We start from the raw sequence: 22,450 nt of genomic DNA on the forward strand, positions 1-22,450 counted from the left end.
ACGCAGATGGCGTTGGCGCGAACGGACTTGCAGGGCGGGCAACCGTGAGCAAGGTCGTCGCGCATACGACCGGTGCCATCAGCGTACGGCAAAATCGTGTGGTCCTGGCGCCCGGGGTCTGTGCGCCAAGTCTTGCGGTGACGTTGCGGTCCGACCGGGCTCGCACCGTCAGTCATCCGCAAGGCGACGGGGGCAATAGTGCATCGCTCCCCGGGGAGATCACGACATAAGCCGTTCCAACCACTGCGCAGGGAAGGCCGGATGCTTTGGCTTCACCTGTATGCCGCTGTGCAGCCTTTTTTAAGCACACGCTTTCGCACAGTGGACCGCGGGTGCCAGCCGGCGCCCGGTCTTCCCTGCGCCCTTTCAATTGAGGGCGAGGCGACAAGCAAAGCTCGGGCGAAGCGCGCCGCGAGGATGTGATGCTGTGTCCGCATGAAGGCGAGTACGTTGCAAACCCTATGCATCACCGTCACCCTGCGCGCGCTGCGGCGCGATAGCGTCGCAGAGCAAGCCTCGAAGGGCGACGGCCCCGCTGCACCAGCTCGGCCGTTCATCCTTCGAGGCTCTGCATGCGATGCGTCCGCATCGCACGCCTCGCACCTCAGGATGACGGATCAATTGTTGTCGCCGCGGAGAGATTCTGACGATGCTGAGGCAGTAAGCGCGAACACCCCGCTCTTGTGCCCCGGACGCAGCGCAGCGTCTCTTCGACGATGCGCTGCAGAGCCGGGGCCCATGTTGCAGCGACCCGTGTGGCCTCCTGGGTCCCGGCTCTGCGCAGCAACGCTTACGCGTTGCAGCTTGTCCGGGACACGAGAGTGACGACAGGGTCCCCTCCCCAGCCCTTGCAGCGGCAACGGGCCTTGTAACAAGACTGTCATCCAGCGAAACTAAACGAAGCTAGGGGCCGCGGTCGCGGCCACGCCGCCTTCACCGCTAGGAGATCCTGATGCGCCGTTCACTGGTGTTGCTGTCCGCCGGACTGACCGTGCTGTCCACCGGACTGGCCTCTGCCCAGAACAGCACGCCCCGCAACCTGATCCTGTTCATTCCCGACGGTCTGCGTGCGCTGAAGGTCACACCGGAAACCGCGCCGGCGATGGCCGAGCTCCGCGACAAGGGCGTCAACTTCAAGAACCCGCATTCGCTGTTCCCGACCTTCACCATGGCCAATGGCTCGGCGATGTCGACAGGCCATTATCTCGGCGACACCGGCGTGTTCTCCAACACGATCTGGACCAACTACACCTCCGCACCTGCGGGCGACACCGTCGTCCCCTTCATCGAGAACGACGCCGTGCTCGGCGACATCGACGAGCATTTCAAGGGCGACTACCTCAACGAAGAGACCATCCTGAAGATGGCCCGCGACAAGGGGCTGAGCACCGCGGCGATCGGCAAGGTCGGCCCGACCTACCAGTTCGACCACACCGACAAGCCTGAAAAGCCCGGCCAGCATTCGGTCGTGTTCGACGATTCCACCGGCGGCAAGAACGGTGTCGCATTGTCCGACGAGGTGAAGGACGCCTTGACCAAGGCCGGCCTGCCCCTCGCCACGCCGCCGCGCGGCGACAATTCCAAGGCGGGCGATGCCAGGACGCCGGGCACCACGGTCGCAAACGTCGCGCAGCAGGCCTATTTCGCGGACGTCGCCACCAAGGTGGTGCTGCCGATGTTCAAGGCGCGCAACAAGCCGTTCGTGCTGGTGTTCTGGTCGCGCGATCCTGACGGCAGCCAGCACAATACCGGCGACAGCCTCAACCAGATCATGCCCGGGATCAACGGGCCGACCTCGATGGCCGGCATCAAGAACGCCGACACCAACCTCGCCCAGCTCCGGAAGGCGCTCGACGAGCTCGGGCTCACGGCCTCGACCAACATCATCGTCTCCGCAGATCACGGCTTCTCGACCATCTCCAAGGAGAGCAAGTCCAGCCCGTCGGCCAAGGTCGGCTATGACGACACGCCGAAGGATTTCCTGCCAATGGGATTCCTGGCGCTCGACCTTGCCAAGGCGCTCGACCTGCCGCTGTTCGACCCCAACGACAAGAACGCGAAGGTCGAAGGCAACAAGCATCCCAGGGCGGGCAACGGCGTGCTCGGCAAGGATCCGGAGAAGCCCGATCTCGTCGTCGCCACCAATGGCGGCTCCGACCTGATCTATCTGCCGAACAAGGACAAGAAGCTGGCGGCGAAGACGATCAAGGCACTGCTCGAACAGGATTACGTCTCCGGCCTGTTCGTCGAGGACTCGCTCGGCCGCTTTCCCGGCACGTTGCCGCTGTCGAGCATCAACCTGCGCGGCAAGGCGGCGACGCCGACGCCGTCGATCGTCGTCAACTTCCGCTCCTATGCCAGCGATTGCGGCGAGGCGCCGACCAACTGCTCGGTGCAGGTCGCCGATACCGTGCTGCGCCAGGGCCAGGGCATGCATGGCAGCTTCAGCCGCGGCGACACCATGAATTTCATGGCCGCGATCGGTCCGGACTTCAAGGCGGGCTATGTCGACGAGATTCCGGTCAGCAATGCCGACGTCGGCATGACGGCCGCCCGGCTGATGGGCCTGCGCGGCTCGCAGAACGGCGGCTTGATCGGCCGCGTGATGTCGGAAGCCATGCCCAACGGCGTCGTACCGAAGGCTTTTGTCGGCACGCTGAAGTCGAAGCCCGCCGAGGGCGGCCTGATGACGGTGCTGAACTTCCAGCGCGTCGGCAGCCAGCGCTATTTCGATGCCGCCGGCTTCCCGGGCCGCACGCTCGGGCTCGAGCCTGACGCCGGCAAACAGAAAACGGCGGGGAAATGACCCCGCCGTTCCCTCGCGTCCTCGAGTGACGCACAAATCTTACATGGCCGGTTTCTTACATCCCGATGTCGAACACGTTCGGCAACTGGCCCGCCAGAGGCAGCGCAGTGGCGCCGACGAAGGTCGCCACCATTGCCATCAGGCGACGGTTGTTCTGGCGCTTGCCGCGCATCTGGCCGGCGATCCACTCCAGCATCTCGCTGTTGACCTTGGAGGCATAGGACGGCGCCCAGCTCTCGATCTCGGTGTCGGCCGACAGCGCCACGCTCCGCGGCGGCACCTTCAGGCCCGAGGCGCTCGCCGCGTAATGGGCAACCGCCTTGGCGAGCAGGTCGTCGAACCGGCCGCCATCGGTGCGCTCGGTCGCGGCCTCGTTGATCTCGAACAGGCGCTCGGCTTCAGCGCGGCTGACCGGCTGGTCGTTGACGGCGGTCGCGGTCAGGATGCGCAGGCACCAGGCGGTGTCATCGGCATCGAGCGAGCGGGAGAAGTGGACGCGGCCCTTGGTGGTCGGGCCTTCGCCCGTGATCACGCCGTCGCGCACGATGGAGAGTGCATGAGCCGCGGTGTCGCGGCAGGACGGTTCGAGGGACGGCGACTCAACAGACTTCTCAGCGGACTTGGGCGCAGCGGCAGACATAGTTCACTTCCAGACTTCTTCTGATCGGCCAGCATTTTCATGCCGGCGTAAAGGGGTGGTTAACGATTCGATACGGGGATCGCGACTTTTCGAGATGGTTGCCAATTGGTCGCTGTCAGGACCAATTCGGTTCCGGGGACGCGCCGGGCGAGCGTGATGGAAGTCATAAAAGGCATTATCGGGGCGAGCGAGACCGTGTGACCCCGGATGGGGATGTTTCGCCGCAGGTGCCGCTGTAACAATAAGTTGCTAGGAAATCGGCCCTTCAAGCAAAGAATTCACATTTTACTTGAGCCGGTTCAGTTGGCGTTCACTTGGCCTGGTAAGGGCCCTATACTGAGGATGACGGCCAGAGACGAATCTTCCTGTAAATTCAATGTGATGAGGTAAAATCATGACACTTCCGATCGGCGCTACCGCACCCGACTTCGAAGCCGAGACCACCGAAGGGAAGATCAAGTTTCACGACTGGATCGGCAATAGCTGGGCGCTCTTGTTTTCGCACCCCAAGGACTTCACGCCGGTGTGCACTACCGAGCTTGGCGCGCTCGCCAGGCTGAAGCCGGAATTCGACAAGCGCGGCGTCAAGCTGATGGGGCTCTCGGTCGATCCCGTCGACAACCATGCCAAATGGTCGGAGGACATCAAGGAGACCCAAGGCGCCGCGCCGAACTACCCGATGATCGGCGACACCGATTACAACGTCTCGAAGCTCTACGGCATGCTGCCGGCCGCGATCTCGGGCGATCCCCTCAAGCGTACCGCCGCCGACAACCAGACCGTCCGCAACGTCTTCATCATCGGGCCGGACAAGAAGATCAAGCTCGTGCTGGTCTATCCGATGACCACGGGCCGGAACTTCCAGGAGATCCTGCGCGTCATCGACTCGCTCCAGCTCACTGCCAAGCACCGCGTCGCGACCCCGGCCGACTGGACCCAGGGCGATGACGTCATCATCGCGGGCTCGGTCTCCAACGACGAGGCCAAGACGATCTACCCGCAGGGCTGGAAGGAGCCGAAGCCTTACCTGCGCATCGTGCCGCAGCCGAAATAACGACGCTGTCATCCCGGGGCGATGCGTCAGCATCGAACTCTGGTGCGCAATTGCGCACCCGAGGATCTCGAGATTCCGGGCTCGGTCCTCCGGACCGCCCCGGAAGGACCGTAGCGATTAGGCCGTCCGCACGCGGTCGAGGAAACCGTCGACCTCGGCCTTCAGATGCAGGCTCTCGCCGGACAGCGCCTGGGCCGAGGCAAACATCCGGCTCGAGGTCTCGCCCGTCTCGCTGGCACCCTTGGCGGCGTGCCGGACGTTGACGGCGACCTCGGCCGTGCCTGAGACCGCCGCGCGAACGCTCGCCACGATGTTGTGGGTTGCGCTTTTCTGCTGCTCGACCGCAGCCGAGATCGAGCCGGCAATGCCGCTGATGCGCTCGATGGTCTCGCTGATCGCCTTGATGGCAGCGACCGATTCCTCGGTCGCAAGCTGCATGCTCTCGATCTGGTTCGATATCTCGTCGGTCGCTTTCGCGGTCTGACCGGCCAGCGTCTTGACCTCCTGAGCCACCACCGCAAAGCCACGGCCGGCATCGCCAGCGCGAGCGGCCTCGATGGTGGCGTTCAGCGCCAGCAGGTTGGTCTGCTCGGCGATCGAGGTGATCAGCTTGACGACGTCGCCGATGCGCGTACCGGCCTCCGAGAGCTGCGCAATGCGCTGGTCGGTCGCCTCTGCCTGCCGCACCGCGTCGGCGGAAATCTGGTTCGATTCCTGCACCCGGCGGGTGATCTCGGAGATGGATTGAGACAGCTCCTCGGAAGCCGACGCCGCCGAACGCACGTGCTCGGACGCGGTTTCGGACGCTCCGGCCGATTGCGCCGACAGATCGGCCGTGGCGCGCGCGGCATCGGTGAGCTGTCGCGCGGCGCGCTCGAACTCGCCGGACGATGCGAGCACCTTGTCGAGAATGCCGCCGACGCTGCCGCGGAACTCCTCGACGAAGCTGCGCAGCTCCGCCTTGCGCTGCTCGGCCGCGGCAGTCGCTGCCGCCGCCTGTTCGCTGCGCAGGCGCGCCCGCTCCTGCGAATTGCTCTTGAACACCGCAACCGTGCGGGCGATCTCGCCGATCTCGTCGGCACGGTCCTCGCATTCGATCGCGACGTCGCTCTGGCCCTCGGCAAGCGCGGTGAGCGAGCGCGTGACCGAGGTGAGCGGCCGGGTGATCCGGCGGACGACCAGCAGGGTCAGAGCCAGCACCAGAAGCGCGGCAAGCCCGGCGGCCGCCGCCATGCTCTCGATGGCCTGGGCCAGCATGTTCTCGTACTGGATCATCGGGATGCCGACATAGAGAATGCCGGCGACCTTGCCGGTTGAGTCCAAGATCGGGAAATAGGCGGTCATGAACGTCTTGCCGAACAGCGTGGCCGGCCCCTTATAGGCTTCGCCACGGCGCAGCGCGGCCTGCCCCGGATGATCGGCGGCAAGCTGGGTGCCGACGGCGCGGTCGCCGTTTTCCTTCTTCACATTCGTGGAGCGGCGGACGAACTGCCCGTTCGCCGCGTCGAACACGAACAGGGTCGCATTGCCGCCGACATAGGACACCGCGCGATCGACGATGGCATGGTCCTTGAAGTCGGGCATCTTGGGGATCTCCGCGCGCACGACCGCGCCGTCCTGGACCGTGATCTTGGCCTCGGGAACGGTCTCCGCGAACGCCAGCGCCAGCGTGCGCAGGCTGACGTCGATGTCGCGGAGCGCGCGATCATTGAAGGCGGAGGTCAGCGACCAATAGCCGGCGCCGACCACGAGCCCCGTATTCATGGCGATCAGCAGCACGGCGCACAGGACAGCCTTGGTACCCAGCTTGAACTGCGGCAGGAACTTCGAAGCTTTGAACATGGATGGAATGGCCCCAGTAATTCCTGCATAATCGTGCAATAGGCTTACGGTGGCATTAACGACCATAATACCGCTGCAGGCGGCACGCCTTTCCAAATCGTAAACGAGGACACCCCCTGACCGCGCCAAAGGTGCCGCCCATCATCGTCTGGTTTCGCGACGATCTCCGCCTGTCCGACCACCCCGCCCTGCACGCCGCCGCGAAGACCGGAGCGCCGGTGGTCTGCCTCTATGTGCTCGATGAGACGACCGGGCGGGCACCGGGTGGCGCGGCGCGCTGGTGGCTGGCGCAGTCGCTGCGGGCGCTCGGGGCAGCAATCGCCGAGCGCGGCGGATCGCTGGTCCTGCGCAGGGGACCGGCCGCCAGGGTCATCCCCGAGGTGGTGCGCGAGAGCGGCGCCCGCGCCGTCTACTGGAACGGGATCGCCCAGGCGCCGCATCAGTCGGTTGAGCGAGCGCTCGAATCGGTGCTGGCAAAGCTCGGAGCAGACTCGCAAAATTGTCCCGGCGATTTGCTCGTCCCACCCTCGGCGATCCGCAGCAAGGATGGCCGGGGCCTGCGCGTGTTCACACCATTCTGGCGGCGCGTGCTGTCGCTCGGCGACCCGCCAAAGCCGCTGCCCGCACCGAAGGCGCTGCGCCCTGCACCAGGGATCGCCGGCGATCGTCTGGAAAGCTGGAAACTCGAGCCGGCCAAGCCCGATTGGGCGGGTGGCCTGCGCGAGGCATGGAGTCCCGGCGAAGCCGCGGCACGAGGCCGCCTCCGCGACTTCCTCAAGCGCACCGCACGCGTCTATGCCGGCGACCGCGACCGCCCGGACCGGGAGGGCACCTCGCGGCTCTCGCCGCATTTGAGGTTCGGGGAGCTCAGCCCTCGCCAGGTCTGGCACGCCGCGCGGTTCGCCGCGGCCGAAGATCCGGCGCTCGGGCCGGGCATCGAAAAATTCCTGAGCGAGCTCGGCTGGCGCGAATTCTGCCGCCATCTCCTACACGACCATCCCGACCTCGCCACCGCAAACCTGCAGACCAACTTCGATGGCTTCCCCTGGACGCGCGATGACAAGGCGCTCGCTGCCTGGCAGCGCGGGCGCACCGGCTATCCGATCGTCGATGCCGGTCTGCGGGAGCTCTGGCACACCGGGGTGATGCACAACCGCGTCCGGATGGTGGTCGCCTCCTTCCTGGTCAAGCATCTGCTGATCGACTGGCGCGAGGGCGAAGCCTGGTTCTGGGACACGCTGGTCGATGCGGACCCCGCCAGCAATCCCGCCAACTGGCAGTGGGTCGCCGGCTGCGGTGCAGATGCAGCGCCCTATTTCCGCGTGTTCAATCCGGTGCTCCAGGGCGACAAGTTCGATCCGGACGGCGCCTACGTTCGGCGCTGGGTGCCGGAACTGAAGAACCTGCCGGCCAAGCTGATCCACCAGCCCTGGCACGCAACGCCGATCGAGCTTGCGAGCGCAGGCATCACGCTCGGCAAGACCTATCCGCAGCCGATCATCGATCATGCCAGGGGACGGGAGCGTGCGCTTGCCGCCTACGCAAAGATCCGCAGAGGTTGAGCGCCGCTTTGACACAATTTCGAAACCCGCTATCGTCATCGCCTCAGTCAAACCGCGGGGGACGATATGGACGACGAAAAGCCGATCACCGAACAGGCGATGGACACGATCACCAGCGCCGTGGAAGCGACCAAGGACGCGGCGGTCACCGCCGTCAAGCAAGTCAGGAAAGCCGCCAAGAAGGTCGCGAAGAAAGTAGGCCCGAAGAAGACGTCCAAGAAGAAGGCCAAGAAGAAAGCGAAGACGTCCTCAAAGAAAGCGGCCAAGAAGACCGCAAAGAAGGCCGGCAAGACATCTGCGAAAAAGGCCGCCAAGAAAGCTGTCAAGAAAGCCGTCAAGAAGAAGAAGGCCAAGAAGGCGAAGCGCTGATCACAACGCTCAGAACAGGTCTCCGGGAGTGGACATCCGCCCGGAGACCTGCCCTACGACACGCGATCCTTGCCGCGCGGCGGCCCGGCCGGTCCAGCCGACCACGAAGGTGCTGCGCTCAGCAGGGATGTATTCCGACGCCCCGCCCCGCTTTAGGTTGTTGTTTAAGCATGATCTTTTCGGATCATGCTTCAGAAGCGCCGGTTGACGACGAATACCGCCGCCGCGCACATCGCCATGCCGGCAATCGCCAGCGCATCGAGTCTTTCCCCGAACAGCAGATAGGCCATCAGCGCGGTGACGGCGGGCACCAGATAGAACAGGCTCGCGACCGAGGTTGCCGCAGCGTGGCGGATCAGCCAGTACAACAGCCCGATCGAACCGATCGAGAGCGCCACGGCGAGCCAGGCGAGCGCGAGCACGAACTCCTGTGTCCAGTGCACCACCCGGTCTTCGAACAGGAATGCCCCGATCGCGAAGAAAATGGTGACGGCAACGTATTGCACGAGATTGCCGGCTCGCCAGTCGATGTGGTTGCAGTAGCGGCGCTGATAGAGCGTACCAAGCGTGATGCTGATCAGCGAGACCACCGAGGCAAGCCAGCCGAGCCCGGCTTCGCCGGTCATGGGACGGTTGTGCAGGATCAGCACGACGCCGCCGAGGCCGAGGACGAGGCCGGCCCATTGCACCGGCGTCACCTTCTCACCGAGCCAGCGATTGGCGATGGTCGAAGTCAGGATCGGCTGCAGTCCCGGAATCAGCGCAGAGAGCCCGGCGGGAATCGAATGCGCGATCGCGATCGCGGTGCCGCCGAGATAGAAGCCGTGGACGAGGATGCCGGCGACCGCGCTGTGCGCGATGCCAATCCGGTCGGGCCATTTCGGCCGCGCGATGGCTGCGATGATCGCCATCAGCCCGACCACGATGGCCATGCGGATGGCGAGATAGGTCAAGGGATCGGCATTGTTGACCACGTATTTGGTGCCGATGAATCCCGTGCTCCAGAGCAGGACGAACAGGATCGGCGCGGCGCGGGCGGTCAGGTTTTCTTGATTATGGTTCATTGCCGCCTCATTGCCTCAGCGAAGGCCATGCGGCAATGCGAATTTCGCTCGGACGATGCTGCGCTGCGGCGGATGACAGCGGTCTAGGTCAGCTCATCACCATTCTTCCGGACAGGGATCGATGATCTTCCAGAGCTCGACGCCGTTCTTGATCTTCTTCATGTCGGTGGTGAGTCCACCATTGCGACGAATCCAGTCCTTCACCTTGTCGGGGTAGTAGGACATGAGATCGGAGGTGCCTTCGGCGCTGGTGACCTTGATGCCGAAGGTGAACGCCTTGTCGTAATAGGCCTGGTGGAAACCGAGGCTCGCGCGCGGCGTCACGCAGATCTTGTTCATCGGCACGATGCCGAGCACGAGCGTGCAGGCCGAATTGCAGATACCGTCGATGATGACGCGCTCGCCTTTCTCGCGCACGCGCTTGTACTTGGCCTTGTACTCCTCGACATAGCCGCCATGGTCGCGAGTAATATGCAGCTCGGCGCGCGCCGGCGTAGCGGCAGCGACGGAGAGCAACAGCAGGCTCAGAAGCGTGATGCGCATGGCGAGGTAACGGCGATGGCCTTCAGGAATGCACCGACCTCGAAGGACCCGCAAGTGATCCCGTGGGGACGGCGGCAGGAATCTCAAGCAAATACTCTTTGGTCATACTTGTGTGGGGAATTCGTTAAGCACCCGGAAAAGGCCAAAAATGGGCAGCTTTCGACCGCATGTCCGGCAATTCTGTCACACCCACCCGGAAATCTGCAGGACCGGCCATGATTTCGGGCCTCCGCAGCGATGCCTGACCGCCCGAAATTGCTATAAATGGCTGATCTGTTCGAGCGGGTTCCGGAGAATCGAGATGAGCAAGTTGACGCTTGTAGCCGCGGTTGCGGCCCTGACGGCTGCAATCCTGCCCCCTGGCCTTGCGGAGGCGAATGGATATCACCGGCACCACCGCTCCTATGCCAACCCGCTACCCTACCCGATCAGCTATCTGCACAATTACGGACCCGGCATCACCCCCGGCACCTTCGCCTATTACGACGGTCCGTCGACCAACTACTGCTACCGCAGCGCGGCCGCTTATATCGGCCAGGACGGCCGGCGGCACCCCTGCTACTGAGGCGCCGCGCCCTGTGCGGGTGTCCTATTTCGCGGCGCCCGACAGCAGCAATTGCTTCTCGATCTCGTAGACCGGCAGCTTGACGAGATCCTTGCTGACCTCCCCCTGGAGCGCCTTGCGCACGACGTCCGAATAATCGGCGCGGATCATGCCGAGCGCGCGCGGTGAGGCCACCATGGTCAGGGCCTTGGTCTCGCCGGAGTTGATGGCAGCATCGAGCCGGCCCGCCAGTCCCCGCAAGAAGGCGCGCTCGGCCTCATCGTGCCAATCGGTCTGCTCGACTGAGCTGCGCGCCCCGCCGGCCGCCGGGTGCAACCGGCCCGGCGCATCGCTGCCTTGCGCGGTGGTCGAAGGGTTGGACTGCTCATGCACTTCCCTGGTGTGGAGATTCGGAAACTTGTCGTCGCCGAGATTCTCCAGAATCAGCGCCTTGCGCCCGTCGCACACGACCAGCCAGTCGCCCTTGGCCATTCTCATCTTGTCCATCACAACTTCTCCTTGACACTCGCAGATGCCGCTTCGGCATCAGAGCTGCTCTTCGAATTCCTCGAAGGACTTGCCGAATTGCGCCATCGCTTCTTCCAGATGATCGGCGAGCATGGGGGTGCCGATCAGGTAGGATGCCGTGCGCCGGTTGTGCGCCTGCGCGGCCTGAGCGCGCAGTTCGCGCCAATCGGAGAGATCGCCGTCGCCGCGACCGAGCCAGGTCAGCGCCACGAGATCGATCTGCTCGTCGACATTGAGGTCGCCGATGAAGCCCGCAAGCTCGGCACGATCGGTGGTTTCGCCGCGTCCACCGCGGCCGAAGCTCATGTCGTCGTCACCGGACTCCAGGATGACACCGTTCCCGGCCGCTTCGCTGTCGGACCGGCGCGACTTCGAGATGACGAAGAAGACCTTCTCCGGCGAGATCGACAGATTTGGAATGACTCGCATCCAGTTCACCTTGTCCGGCAGCACGCACAACGCCGCTGCCATGTCGTCGACACTAAAAGCCAAGGCAGACTTGCGAATTGCGCAGGATCAAGGTCCAAGTCACGGGCATGCCCTCGTGGCCCAAGCCAGCTGGCGTGCTGGGATCAGGGCCGGGCCAGTTCGCTGATGGTTTGTTCATCAGCATTACATTTCGGGTCCGCCACAATTTGATCCGAACAACTTCGATATCCTGCATCGCGTAAGCGGAGGAAGACATCATGAATCTCAAGACTGGCCTCGTCGCCACGTCCCTGTTCGGCGCCCTCGCGGCATCGTCGGCGGCATCCGCCATGCCCATCGCGCCCGCACCGGCGACACCGCAGGTCTCCGAAGTCGAGCAGGTCCGCATGGTCTGCAACGCCTGGGGGCAGTGCTGGTGGCGCCCGAACTACTACGGGTATTACGGGCCGCGGCCATATTACGGCCCACGGTACTATGGGCCGCCGCGCTATTACGGCCCGCGCTATTATGGTTACCACGGCTATCGCCGCTGGTGACGTTTGAAGGGGCCCTCGGGGCCCCTTCGCTTTTGCAGGATCATTTCTTGCGCGGCCGTCCCCCGGACTGGATCTGATCCAGATCAAAGTTGAAATCAGCCGATACCGTCATTCTACATGGTGACGAAGCGACGGAGTTGCGTCCTTCGCCAGTCAGCCCGCATGCAGCATTTCATCGACCTCGCCGCCGGCGAATCGATGAGCCGAGAATGTGGCCGTAACATCGAGCCGGCGGATCTCATGGCATGATGTCCGCAATACTACGGTCCGGAATCCGGTTTACTGAGCCTGGATGTTTCGCCATTGATGGCGCTGCATCGACATTCATTTGATTATCTCATTTCAGCAGCCGGCCAGAACCCATGGTGTTCGACGACCTCGCACCGTCCTCCGCGCTTCAACTGATCGGGTTTTCCGATATCGACGCGTTTCGGCCGATCGAGACGATGGAAGATGCGAGAAGCATTCCATTGGACATCCCGAACTTCGCGGCGGCCCGTGCCGTCGTCTCCCTGCCGGCGTGCCGCATCATCATGACGAGATCGTTCGCACGCATCCTCGATACCGCCTATCGCATGCCGGGTGGGATGGTGATCCTGTCCATGACCGACGACCTCCGGGTCAACTTCAAGGGAATGGATCTCGACGCTCGTTTCTTCGTTGCGCTCCGCGGCAACGATGAGTGCCAATTCGTCGAGCCGCGGACCAATCATCATGCCATGATCATCTTCTCCCCTGCGCTGAGAGACCGGGGCTGGTTCGACCACGTCGACGATTTGCAGGCGCATGTCGCGAACCGGCCCGCCCTGCTGCACACGCGACAACTCTTGCTCGACATCCTGCGCACCGCGTCGGTGCAGCCGGGCCTGTTCGAAACCACCGAGGTTGCGGCCCATCTCCAGGAAGGCCTGCTGCTTGCTCTCGACGATCTGTTCCGGATCGATTCGATCCCAGATCGGAGCACCTCGGTCCAGGGCGAGCGAGCGATCAAGCTCGTGCAGCGCATCGACGACTACGTCGCGACCTATCCGACCACGCCGATCTATACAGCCGATCTCGCCCGCGCGTTTGGCGTCTCGATCCGGACGCTCGGCGGCGCCGTCAGCATGGTGCGCGGCATGAGCCTGCACCAGTACATTCGCCTGAAAAGGCTGTGGGCGACCCGCTGCCGCCTCCTCAAGGGCGGCGGCGTCACCGTTGCCACCTGCGCACGCGCCCACGGCTTCCACCATCTCGGTGAATTTGCCGCAGCCTACCGCGCGATATTCCACGAAGCGCCCTCCGACACGCTGTCACGCGGCCGGCGAAGCGGTGTGTCGGCAGGCTGATTGACGCCGCAGGCATCGAGACCGTGACCGGCACTAGCCGTTTCGGAACATATCTAGAACATTGAAATCGTGGCGCGCTCGGAAGGATTCGAACCTCCGACCCTCGGAATCGAAATCCGATGCTCTATCCAGCTGAGCTACGAGCGCCCTGGCCCGGGCACCGGGCCACCGAGATTCGCCAGACCGCGCCGGTGACGAACCAGCACACCGGACGGCGTTCGGATTGGTTCGAATTAGCAGAGAGCCCGGCCAATAAAAAGCCCTTCCCGCCTCGATCGAGGCGGGTCGAAGGCGCTGTCACCAGGTCGTGTTGAAGAGACCGAAATGCGGCTGCTGAGCGACCTGCATCATCGGCCGGCCGGGCTGCGGCGCCGGATGCGCCCTGACGATCTTGCGCTTGGGTTGAGGAGCCGGCACAGGAGAAGCTTGAGCCTGAGCGATCTGAGATTGACTGGCGATCTGAGATTGAGTGGCCCCTGCCTTCTTGGCGGCGGCGGTATTGGTCCTCGGCTCCGGCGTGAACTGGGCGAAGGTCTCGCGTACCCGCGTCTTGGCCGAGATCTCGGCCAATGCCGGCGAGACGTCGTCCTGTACTGGTGGTTGGGGAGCCGCAACAGCGGCAGTCTTCACCGCAGGTGCGGCAATCGTCGGCTCGCTGGTGTCGAGCACGACGCGCTCTGGCAGGTGCCGATTGGACCGGATTCGGATCAGGGGCTGCTCGTTGCCCGCGGTCGCGACGGCTTGAGCTACGGGCGCCGCCGGGAAAACGAAATCCGCCGCGAACAGCAGTGCGAGCAAGGCTCCACCGACAAAAATGAAATACCTAAAGATGGGCATTGGCCGCGCTCCGCCCCCCGCATCCCCGCGTGGGCTCTCCGCCTCAACAGGCGATCTCTCAATTGGTTCCTGACCCAGCCATTTGGTTCAAATGGCGATGCATAGTTTCTTGGCCAAGGTCCGCGTAGAGTAACTTTTCCGCTACCGGAACGTGCCGCCTTTAAGCGCGGCGCGCTGCGACCAGCGAACATTTCGCCTGATCGGCATTCACGTTAACGAAGCCGACGGGGATACGCGCAAAGGTCTTGCGGCTCTTCATGCTGACTGCATTCGCCAGCACCCGGCTACGGTTGGTCAGATGACTGCCGTCGCGCCGCGTAAACGCGCAGACGATCTCGACATCCTTTACGGCATAGTCATTGTCGTTTCGCAGCGTCAACGTCACCAGGGCTTTGGAGCCAAGGCCGCCACGGCGCCAGGTCTGCGATGAGATCCTGAGCCGACTGAGTTCCGCCGTCGCAGGTGCCGGAGCTTCGGACGCCGACGACACCACCGCGGACGCATCGCCCGAAGGAGCCGACTCGACAGCCGCCAGCTCCGGCCTCGCCGCCTCAGCACTGTTGCCTTTGGAAAGGGGCAGCAGCATCCAGATGCCGCAGCCGCCGATGATTGCCGCCAGCAGCCACAGAAGACCACGGCCAAACGAGACGCTCGCGATCGTTACGGCCCGCGCCAATCGTTCGCCGGTTCCGGCGAAGCGCCCCAATCCGATCCGGTCGAGCCTGGCACTCATGGTTGCAGCACCGATCGCAGCCGAGCACCATGAACGATGGACTGGGCCGCTGCTACCTTAATCCGGGCGACGAATTAAGGTTCCCGCACGTGATGCGAGTCGGCATGGACGGTGGCGACCACCGGCCGAGGCCGCTAACATGCGCCGCAGCATCGGAAGACCCCGTTGGGAGAATATGAAATGCCAATCGCCGTCACCTGGGATCACATCCATCTCCGCAGTCCCGATCCAGAGGCCACGGCGGCCTGGCTGCGCGACATCCTTGGTGGCGAGGTGGTGCGCGCCCCCGGACGGATCGACGTGAACCTCGGCGGAGCCAGGATCTTCATCGCACCGCTCGAGGGCGACAACGCCGTCAACCCGCCGCCCCCGCATCCGCATCAGGGTCTCGACCATTTTGGCCTGACGGTGAAGGACATCGACGCCGTCGCCGCCGAGATCAAGGCCAAGGGCGTCACCTTCACGCGCGAGCCGACGACCATTCGGCCCGGCGTGCGCATCTGCTTCATCCGCGGCCCCGAAGGCATCTCCATCGAGCTGCTCGAGCGCGACAAGAAGTACACCTGACGCGGCGCAGGCCGCCTCAGGCATGCCACCGGGACGACGTGAGCCCGCGTGGGGCTAAGTCATGCTACCGGGCATAAAGCAGCGGATGGTGACGCCCATGTAGCCGTAGATCGGCCAGACCATGGTGCGCCCCACCCGATTCGGCTCCGAGATCACGGCCTCCTCGGGCACATCGACCCAGACGAGTTCCTGCTGCTGGCCGTCGAGCGCGTAGCCGTGGCGCGGGACGCGGACACGATAGTGCCCGTCCTTGCTGTCCCAGTCGGAGTCCGAGAGCGCCGAACCGTCGGCATCGGAGCAGCAAGGCCCCTTGCCGCTGCGCAGACTGTCGAACCATGCTTTCAATTCGGCATTGGTGTTGACGAACTGCCCGCGGTCGCGCGCGTGCCCAAAGGGGGCTGCCAGCGCAAGCAAGGCCAAGGCGTAGGCCAGGCTTGTCAGGCTGCGCCGGCGCATCGCACTGCCAATCCGCCGTTGTTCGCTTTTGCAATTCGTGGGACGCGCACCGTACAGACGCGGCTCATCACCGCCGGAATCGATCCAGTTGGTCACGTTCGTCTTGCTCCAGCACCCCGCGGCCAGTGCAACAATGATTATGCATTTCGCGGGCCAACCCCGATTCGTAACGGCGAGCCCCCGCTTCACCATCAGAGCGTCATGACGGCATCAGCACAAGCCGGGACAATTACGGCTCGCCGCTGCAGGCTTCCGCGAGCGGCCGGCAAACTGCCGCGTTGCGCGAGGGGATGGGCTTTGGCATAAAAGCCGGACCGGTGACGCCATTGGGCGATGGCGGCCGGCCCACGGGACGTTATGAAGAACGGCCTCTATTCAATTCACGTGACCCTGCTCGATGGTCGAGTCGGCAAGGGCAGCGGCGTGATTCTTTTCCGCGACGGCAAGATTCTTGGCGGCGATGCCTACCTCTATTACACCGGCAGCTACACGGTGAAGAACAACAACACCTTCAAAGGCGAGGTGCTGGTGCAACGGCACACTTCGCCTCGGGGCGACGACAATCCGCTATTCGGCGGCCCCGCCCCGGTCGGCATCGGCGTCAGCGGCACCTACACGGACACGCGCGCGGAGATGACGGGCACAGCGCTGGTCGGCAAGGCCAGCCTGATTTTCGGCGCCACCCTGCACAAGCTCGCAGAGGTCGATTAGCTATTCCGCAGCCTGCTCGAGCGGCGCCACGCGCGGCAGGATGATCTGGATACGCGTGCCGCCGCCAGGTTCGGAATCGAGATCGAGCCGTCCGCCGAGCCGATTCGTAACGATGCTGTAGACGATGTGCAGCCCAAGGCCGGTGCCGCCCTGGTCGCGCCGTGTCGTGAAGAACGGATCGAAGGCACGGCGGCGGACGTCGAGCGACATGCCGCAGCCATTGTCGGAGAAGATGATCTCGACATTGTCCTTGCCGGATTCGCGCACCTGGATCTCGATCGTCCCGGGCCGGCCGTCCGGGAAGGCGTGTGCCACCGAATTGAGAAACAGGTTGGTCAGCACCTGGCCGTACGGGCCTGGATAGCTGTTCATGTTCAGGTCCGGCTGGCACTCGACGTTCAGCGTCAGATTGTGCTTGCGCAGGCCCGGCCGCAGACTCATCACCACCTGCTCGGTGAGGTCGCCGAGATCGAAAGTACGCTGGTCCGAATAGTTGCGGTCCGCTGCGACCTGCTTGAACGACTGGATCAGCTCGGCGGCACGGTTGAGATTGGAGACGAGCTGCGAGGACGCATCGCGGCTGGTGTTGAGGAAGTCGTTGAGGGTGGAGCGGCGCAGCTCGCCGCGCTCGACTTCGGCGGTGAACATCGCGGTCTTGCGCTCCAGCGCGGAGGCGACCGTGAGGCTGATGCCGACGGGATTGTTGACCTCGTGGGCGACACCGGCGACCAGGCGCCCGAGCGCGGCGAGCTTCTCCGCCTCGATCAACGAGGCCTGGGTTTCGCGCAGATTGCGCAACGCGGTTTCGGCGGCTTCCTTGGCCTTGCGCATTTCCTGCTCGCCGCGCTTGCGCTCGCCGATGTCGAGCGCGACGGTCACGATCCGCTCGATCTCGCCCTCGGCATCGAGCAGCGGCAGCTTGTTGACCAGCCATTGCCGCATGTTGCCTGCCGCGTCCTTGTATTCCTCCTCGTAGAAGCCGAGCCCCTTGCGGAGCTTGAGCACCCTCTTGTCGCTCTCGTCGGACTTGGCCGCGCCATAGCGCGACATCAGATCGGCCGTGGTGCGGCCGAGCGCATCGCCGGGCTCGATGCCGAAGATTCCCGCCATGTAACGGTTCATCAGCACGTAGCGCAGCTCGCGGTCCTTGACGTTGATCACCGCGGGCACGGTGTCGATGACCTGCTGGAGCAGGCGCCGGCCTTCGGCGATGGCGTCCTCCGCGCGCTTCTGGTCGGTGATGTCGCGCAGCGTACCCTCGTAGCGGACGATGTTGCCCTGCTCATCCCGCACGCCCGTGGCGCTGTCGGAGAGCCAGAGGATGTTGCCGTTGCGCTGGCGCACCTGGTACTCGAACTCGCGCACCATGCCGTCGCGCGCCATCAACCGCTGGTATTCGGCACGCGCCTCGGGATGGACGTAGATGGTGTGGGCGATGTCGTTGATGCTGTCGATCAGCTGCTGCGGGCTGTCATAGCCCATCATCCGCGCCAGCGCCGGATTGGCGTTGAGGAGGTCGCCGGCCGGCGTCGTTACATAGATGCCGTCGACCGAGCCCTCGAACAGTTTCCGGTAGCTCTCTTCCGCGAGGCGCTGTTCGGTGAGCGCGTGTACCGCCGCCTCGCGCGCCGTGTCGGCCTCCTCCAGCGCGCGGCGGAACACTTCGGCCGCCCGCGCGATGTCGCCGATCTCATTGTCGAGCTCGGCGGACGGGATCGAGGTGTCTTTCCGGCCGGCCGCCAGCGCGCGGATGGATCGCGCGATCTGGGCGAGCGGACGCACCGTCCTGCGTACGACGAACAACGCAGCGGCAATGCCGATCAGCACGCCGATCGTACCGAGCACGATGCTCTGCCACCGCGCCTCGGTCAGGGTGCGGGCAAAGTCGCGCGACAGCACGTGGCCGCGCCTTGCGCTGACCTCGCGCAGCAATTCGGTGACGCGGCCGATCAATCGGCCCTCGGTGCCCAGCACCTCGCGATCGATGTCGGCGATCTGCCGTTCGCGGACGGCGACGGCCATGATGGCCTCGGCATAGTCGTTCACAGCCGACTTCAGCGTGGCTTCGCCAATATCAAGCGCCCGCATCCCCTGCGCGGCTTGCTCGGCCGCGGACGGGTTGCGCGCGAGCAGCCCGACCGCGATCCGGCTCTGCGCCTCGGACAGGCGGGATGCAAGCTCGCGGTCCGCAGTGCCTGCGACGGCCGCATCGAACCGTTCGCGCAGCGGCGGCAGGCCGGCGAGCAGCTGGGCGCGGCGGTCGATCAGGGTCGAGATCCGCTCCAGACCGTTGCGATAGGTCGCAAGCCGCTCGGTGACCCCGTCGATCATATCCTGCTGTTCGGGCGCGAGCTCGATGCGGGTCTTCTTCAGGATGTCGCTCAGGGTCGAGGCCGCCTCGCCCACCTGCTGGAACTGGATGCCGGCGCCGGGGTCTGTGACGAAGTCTCGCGCGGCGACGCGCAGCTCGTTCATGCGGCGATCGATGTCCTCGGCGAGATCTCCGACGCTCTGGAGCCGTTGCAGCTCGGCGAATGTCGTGTCGATGTGCCGGATCGCGATCACGCTCGCGGTCGAGGTGACGATGATCACCGCCAGCATCAACAGAAAACTGCCGAAGGTGAGCTGGCCGATGGAGAGCGAAAATGTTCGCCTTTTCTCAGGGGGCGGCGTCAATTCGGCGGACATTGCTGGTTTGAGGACCGGGCTGCTGGAGACCCAATATACGACGTATTGCCGCCCGGGGGGAACATGCCTCGGGGCGCGGAATATCCTTAATTAATATCGGGGCCTGTTGCCCTCTTCAGCCTCGGTCCTACGACAGTTTGACGCTGGCTGCCCTGCGGGCCGGGATGGTCATGGCGGCGACACCGAGGACGACGCAGGCAAGGCCGATCCAGGCGGTCCGGCTCAGGGCTTCACCCAGGAAGGCGACGCTGATGGCGACTCCGATGGGAACGCGGAGAACGCCGAGCTTACTTCGTCAAGCGTCGAAGTGTTCTAGCCGACAGCCCCCACCTCGAACACCTCGCCGTCATAGCCGGCTTCGCGGGGGATGCGAAGCTGGCGGCCGGTTTCGGTTTTGGTCATGACCGGCATCACCGTGACGATGGACAGGCCGCGGGCGTGCTCCAGCGCCGCGCTCACATTTGGCTGCTTGGCGAGCCGGATCAGGTTGCGCGTGGTCGGAAACGGCAGCTTGAAGCGGCCGCTCTCACCGCCCTCCACCGCTTCGCGCGGCGAGACCCATATCGAATCCGTGGACTCGCGGCCGTCGTGGGCGCCGAGCTGGTCGGGCGGAGCTGCCGCGAGGAAGAACCACGTGTCGAACCGCTTGGGCATGCCCTCCGGCGTGATCCAGTGCGCGTAGGGCACGAGCGTGTCGAGCGCGAGCTGGAGGCCATTGACGGCGAGAATGTCGAGAAAGCCGATCTTGTGCTCGTTGAGCGCGACCCGGTGTGCGTCAGCGATCTCGCCAGCGCGCTTGGCATCGACCGGCGCGCCCGTCTCCTTCGAGCGCGCCAGCAGGATGCCGCTCTCTTCAAAAGTCTCGCGGATCGCGGCGATACGAAATCCGCGGTCCGCTTCGCTGAGCCCCTCGCCGCCGGAATACAGGTCCGAGCGCGCGACGATCTCCTTGTCGCCGGCATCGACGCTGCCGCCGGGAAACACCAGCGCGCCCGAGTTGAACTCGATCTGATGATGGCGGACCATCATGAAGACCTCGACTTCCTGTGCGGCACCGTCGCGCAGCAGGAGGATCGTCGACGCGGGGCGCGATGCTGATGTTTCGGCCATTCGACTAGCCTGCGGCGCTGGATTGGGGGCCGAGATTGGCGCGCTTGTCGACACGGGCCACGCGCGACAGCAGGTACTCGACTTCAGCCTTCGCCGCCGCCGTGATGGTGGCGCTGGGCTTGCGCTGGGCGCTGGAAGCGATGACGCCGCGCTTCTGCAGCACGTATTTGCGCACGGCAAGGCCGGCGCCCGGTTGTTGCTCGTAGCGGATCAGCGGCAGATGCGCGTCGAACAGATCGTGCGCGGCGTCGCGCTTGCCTTGCTTCGACAGGCGCACGACATCGATCAGAAGCTCGGGGAAGGCGTAGCCGGTCATGGCGCCATCGGCGCCGCGCTCCATCTCGAAATCCAGGAAGAGCCCGCCATTGCCGCAGAGGATCGAGAGCGGCCGCAGCGAACCGTCCTTCTGGAAGTTGCGCAGCGCCGAGATCTTCTCCAGGCCCGGCCAGTCCTCGTGCTTGAGCATCACGCAGTTCGGATTGTCCATGACGATCTTGCGGATCACCGCGGGCGTGAACACCACCGAGAGGGTCAGCGGATAGTCCTGGAGCACCCAGGGCACGTCAGGGCCGATCGCCTCGGCCGCCTGCTTGAAATAGCCGATAATCTGATCGTCGGTGCGCAAGCTGGGCGGCGGCGCGATCATCACGCCGGCCGCGCCCGCATCCATCGAGGCCTTCGCCAGCGAGCGCATGGTGGCAAAGCCCGGCGCGGAGACGCCGACGATCACCTGCATCTTCTTGGCGCGCTTGACGAAGCGCACCGCCACCTGCTCGGCCTCGGCGGCGTCGAGCTTCGGGGCTTCGCCCATGATGCCGAGCACCGTGACGCCGTCGCAGCCGACCTCCTCGTAGAAATCGGTCAGGCGGTCGATCGAGCGCTCGTCGATCCGGCCGTCGTCGTGGAACGGCGTCGGCGCGATTGCGAAGGTGCCCTTGGCGTCGGCGGTGAGTTGCATCGTCTTTCCCTATCTCTCCTTGCAAGTGACCCAGTTCCGCTCTGGCCGTGTCAGCCAAACAAACGGTGCCACGCGGTATAGAGCAGAACCATGGTCACAAAAACAATCGACCGCCAGTAAAGTACGAACAAGATCGCGAGCGCTGCCAAAGCGAGAAGGCCAATGATTCGGCCGGGACGGCCCATTCAGCGCTTTCTGACTAAAACCGCCGCGCCCCCATCTTGATCTGCTCCTCGGAGAAGAAGATCTCCTTGGCGTGATCGACGATGTCCTGGGCTTTCCAGCCCGTGTGCGGCGGTTTCCAGCCTTCCATTTCCATCATCCGCATTTCGCGCACGCCGCGGGGCCCGGACACGCCCAGCACCTTGCCGGTCTGGTCGCCCGACAAGTCGCTGACCATGTATAGCACGGCGGGCGCGATGCCGTCCGGCCCCAGCGCCGCGCCGGGGTTCTCCTTATAGCGGGGCAGGTCTGCGGTCATGCGGGTCAGGGCCCCCGGGGCCAGCGTCCAGACCCGGATGTTGTACTTGCGGCCCTCGATCGCCAGCACGTTCGACAGGCCCCAGATGCCGCCCTTGGCCGCACCGTAGTTGCTTTGGCCGAAATTGCCGATCAGCCCTGATGTCGAGGAGGTGTTGACGATGACGCCACCGCCGTTTTCCCGCATCCAGCGAAACACCGGCAGGGTGCAACAAAAGGTGCCCTTCAGGTGCACCTTGATGACCTTGTCCCAGTCGGCCTCGGAGGCCTTGGCGAAGGTCTGGTCGCGCAAAATGCCGGCATTGTTGACGAGGATGTCGGCACGGCCGAAATGCTTGATGGCGTCGTCGAATACCGACTGGCCGCCCCCCATGGTGGAGATGTCGGCGCCGTTGGCGACCGCCTTGCCGCCCTCGGCCTTGATCGCGTCCACCACCTGATGCGCCATCGACTTGTCGGCGCCGGAGCCGTCGCGTGGCCCGCCGAGATCGTTGACGACGACAGATGCCCCTTCCCGAGCGAACAGCTTTGCGTAGGCCTCACCGAGCCCCCCGCCCGCGCCGGTGATCAGCGCAACCTTGCCGTCGAGCAATCCCATGGTGGCTTCTCCCTGTTTGTCTTTCTTTCACCTCTCCCCGCTTGCGGGGAGAGGTCGGAAATCAAGC

At 64.5% G+C, this 22,450-nt stretch carries 22 protein-coding genes, 1 tRNA gene and 1 pseudogene; 9 read left to right on the top strand and 15 right to left on the bottom strand.

The window, feature by feature from the left end; translation table 11 throughout:
* Positions 1 to 952 precede the first annotated feature (952 nt).
* Positions 953 to 2,806 carry a nucleotide pyrophosphatase/phosphodiesterase family protein gene (locus FJV43_RS02305; RefSeq protein WP_239624345.1) on the top strand — a complete coding sequence of 618 codons (1,854 nt, stop codon included), beginning with the start codon at positions 953 to 955 and terminating at the stop codon, positions 2,804 to 2,806.
* Positions 2,807 to 2,861: 55 nt separating this feature from the next.
* Here FJV43_RS02305 and FJV43_RS02310 read toward each other — a convergent pair whose 3' ends face one another.
* Complete coding sequence (locus FJV43_RS02310) at positions 2,862 to 3,446, bottom strand: hypothetical protein (protein WP_239624347.1); 585 nt, start codon at positions 3,444 to 3,446, stop codon at positions 2,862 to 2,864.
* 394 nt (positions 3,447 to 3,840) lie between these two features.
* Between FJV43_RS02310 and FJV43_RS02315 the strand changes: the two genes are divergently transcribed.
* Entirely contained in the window at positions 3,841 to 4,500 is a 660-nt protein-coding gene (locus tag FJV43_RS02315) for a peroxiredoxin (protein ID WP_124157731.1), read from the top strand.
* Between the two features lie 117 nt (positions 4,501 to 4,617).
* On the opposite strand, the gene FJV43_RS02320 is transcribed toward FJV43_RS02315, so the two are convergent.
* Complete coding sequence (locus tag FJV43_RS02320) at positions 4,618 to 6,342, bottom strand: Cache 3/Cache 2 fusion domain-containing protein (RefSeq protein ID WP_239624349.1); 1,725 nt, start codon at positions 6,340 to 6,342, stop codon at positions 4,618 to 4,620.
* Positions 6,343 to 6,512: 170 nt separating this feature from the next.
* On the opposite strand from FJV43_RS02320, the gene FJV43_RS02325 reads away from it, so the two are divergent.
* Entirely contained in the window at positions 6,513 to 7,904 is a 1,392-nt protein-coding gene (locus FJV43_RS02325) for a deoxyribodipyrimidine photo-lyase (protein WP_239629818.1), read from the top strand.
* A gap of 66 nt (positions 7,905 to 7,970) precedes the next feature.
* Positions 7,971 to 8,273, top strand: coding sequence for a histone (locus tag FJV43_RS02330; RefSeq protein WP_239624351.1), 303 nt, complete (start codon positions 7,971 to 7,973; stop codon positions 8,271 to 8,273).
* 191 nt (positions 8,274 to 8,464) lie between these two features.
* On the opposite strand, the gene FJV43_RS02335 is transcribed toward FJV43_RS02330, so the two are convergent.
* Together FJV43_RS02335 and FJV43_RS02340 are read right to left on the bottom strand one after the other, a co-directional pair.
* Positions 8,465 to 9,337, bottom strand: a complete 873-nt coding sequence (locus FJV43_RS02335) for a DMT family transporter (RefSeq protein WP_239624352.1) — start codon at positions 9,335 to 9,337, stop codon at positions 8,465 to 8,467.
* Positions 9,338 to 9,433: 96 nt separating this feature from the next.
* Positions 9,434 to 9,880, bottom strand: coding sequence for a hypothetical protein (locus tag FJV43_RS02340; protein ID WP_028178621.1), 447 nt, complete (start codon positions 9,878 to 9,880; stop codon positions 9,434 to 9,436).
* A gap of 301 nt (positions 9,881 to 10,181) precedes the next feature.
* Between FJV43_RS02340 and FJV43_RS02345 the strand changes: the two genes are divergently transcribed.
* Positions 10,182 to 10,445 carry a hypothetical protein gene (locus FJV43_RS02345; RefSeq protein ID WP_239624354.1) on the top strand — a complete coding sequence of 88 codons (264 nt, stop codon included), beginning with the start codon at positions 10,182 to 10,184 and terminating at the stop codon, positions 10,443 to 10,445.
* A 24-nt stretch (positions 10,446 to 10,469) separates the two neighbouring features.
* On the opposite strand, the gene FJV43_RS02350 is transcribed toward FJV43_RS02345, so the two are convergent.
* Positions 10,470 to 10,931: a host attachment protein gene (locus tag FJV43_RS02350; RefSeq protein WP_239624356.1), complete on the bottom strand. Its 462-nt coding sequence runs from the start codon at positions 10,929 to 10,931 to the stop codon at positions 10,470 to 10,472.
* Between the two features lie 39 nt (positions 10,932 to 10,970).
* A complete protein-coding gene (locus FJV43_RS02355) occupies positions 10,971 to 11,381 on the bottom strand; it encodes a DUF3775 domain-containing protein (RefSeq protein ID WP_239629820.1) in 411 nt (136 codons plus the stop codon).
* A gap of 257 nt (positions 11,382 to 11,638) precedes the next feature.
* Here FJV43_RS02355 and FJV43_RS02360 point away from each other — a divergent pair, with 257 nt between their 5' ends.
* A complete protein-coding gene (locus tag FJV43_RS02360; RefSeq protein ID WP_239624358.1) occupies positions 11,639 to 11,917 on the top strand; it encodes a hypothetical protein in 279 nt (92 codons plus the stop codon).
* A gap of 362 nt (positions 11,918 to 12,279) precedes the next feature.
* Positions 12,280 to 13,245 (top strand): AraC family transcriptional regulator, encoded by a 966-nt coding sequence (locus FJV43_RS02365; protein ID WP_239624360.1) that lies wholly within the window; start codon positions 12,280 to 12,282, stop codon positions 13,243 to 13,245.
* Positions 13,246 to 13,315: 70 nt separating this feature from the next.
* Here FJV43_RS02365 and FJV43_RS02370 read toward each other — a convergent pair.
* From FJV43_RS02370 to FJV43_RS02380, 3 genes are all read right to left on the bottom strand, one after another.
* A tRNA-Arg gene (locus tag FJV43_RS02370) sits at positions 13,316 to 13,392 on the bottom strand.
* 150 nt (positions 13,393 to 13,542) lie between these two features.
* The gene (locus tag FJV43_RS02375) at positions 13,543 to 14,082 is read right to left on the bottom strand and encodes a hypothetical protein (RefSeq protein WP_239624362.1); all 540 of its coding nucleotides are present in this window, start codon (positions 14,080 to 14,082) and stop codon (positions 13,543 to 13,545) included.
* A 160-nt stretch (positions 14,083 to 14,242) separates the two neighbouring features.
* Positions 14,243 to 14,815 (bottom strand): hypothetical protein, encoded by a 573-nt coding sequence (locus FJV43_RS02380; protein WP_239624364.1) that lies wholly within the window; start codon positions 14,813 to 14,815, stop codon positions 14,243 to 14,245.
* A 180-nt stretch (positions 14,816 to 14,995) separates the two neighbouring features.
* Here FJV43_RS02380 and FJV43_RS02385 point away from each other — a divergent pair, with 180 nt between their 5' ends.
* Positions 14,996 to 15,382 carry a VOC family protein gene (locus FJV43_RS02385; RefSeq protein ID WP_239624366.1) on the top strand — a complete coding sequence of 129 codons (387 nt, stop codon included), beginning with the start codon at positions 14,996 to 14,998 and terminating at the stop codon, positions 15,380 to 15,382.
* 54 nt (positions 15,383 to 15,436) lie between these two features.
* On the opposite strand, the gene FJV43_RS02390 is transcribed toward FJV43_RS02385, so the two are convergent.
* Positions 15,437 to 15,934, bottom strand: a complete 498-nt coding sequence (locus tag FJV43_RS02390; protein WP_239624367.1) for a hypothetical protein — start codon at positions 15,932 to 15,934, stop codon at positions 15,437 to 15,439.
* Positions 15,935 to 16,195: 261 nt separating this feature from the next.
* Between FJV43_RS02390 and FJV43_RS02395 the strand changes: the two genes are divergently transcribed.
* The gene (locus FJV43_RS02395) at positions 16,196 to 16,549 is read left to right on the top strand and encodes a GrlR family regulatory protein (protein ID WP_028178611.1); all 354 of its coding nucleotides are present in this window, start codon (positions 16,196 to 16,198) and stop codon (positions 16,547 to 16,549) included.
* Here FJV43_RS02395 and FJV43_RS02400 read toward each other — a convergent pair whose 3' ends face one another.
* The 5 genes and pseudogenes from FJV43_RS02400 to FJV43_RS02420 all read right to left on the bottom strand — a co-directional run bounded on the left by FJV43_RS02400 (position 16,550) and on the right by FJV43_RS02420 (position 22,383).
* Positions 16,550 to 19,237: a PAS domain S-box protein gene (locus FJV43_RS02400; protein ID WP_239624369.1), complete on the bottom strand. Its 2,688-nt coding sequence runs from the start codon at positions 19,235 to 19,237 to the stop codon at positions 16,550 to 16,552.
* A 127-nt stretch (positions 19,238 to 19,364) separates the two neighbouring features.
* Positions 19,365 to 19,514, bottom strand: a pseudogene (locus FJV43_RS02405) (EamA/RhaT family transporter); the annotation flags it as partial.
* 35 nt (positions 19,515 to 19,549) lie between these two features.
* Complete coding sequence (locus FJV43_RS02410; protein ID WP_239624370.1) at positions 19,550 to 20,347, bottom strand: NUDIX hydrolase; 798 nt, start codon at positions 20,345 to 20,347, stop codon at positions 19,550 to 19,552.
* Between the two features lie 4 nt (positions 20,348 to 20,351).
* Positions 20,352 to 21,305, bottom strand: a complete 954-nt coding sequence (locus tag FJV43_RS02415; protein ID WP_239624372.1) for a dihydrodipicolinate synthase family protein — start codon at positions 21,303 to 21,305, stop codon at positions 20,352 to 20,354.
* A gap of 199 nt (positions 21,306 to 21,504) precedes the next feature.
* The gene (locus FJV43_RS02420; protein ID WP_239624374.1) at positions 21,505 to 22,383 is read right to left on the bottom strand and encodes an SDR family oxidoreductase; all 879 of its coding nucleotides are present in this window, start codon (positions 22,381 to 22,383) and stop codon (positions 21,505 to 21,507) included.
* Positions 22,384 to 22,450: the final 67 nt, after the last annotated feature.

Source organism: Bradyrhizobium sp. I71 (assembly GCF_022354745.1).
Lineage (GTDB): Bacteria > Pseudomonadota > Alphaproteobacteria > Rhizobiales > Xanthobacteraceae > Bradyrhizobium > Bradyrhizobium liaoningense.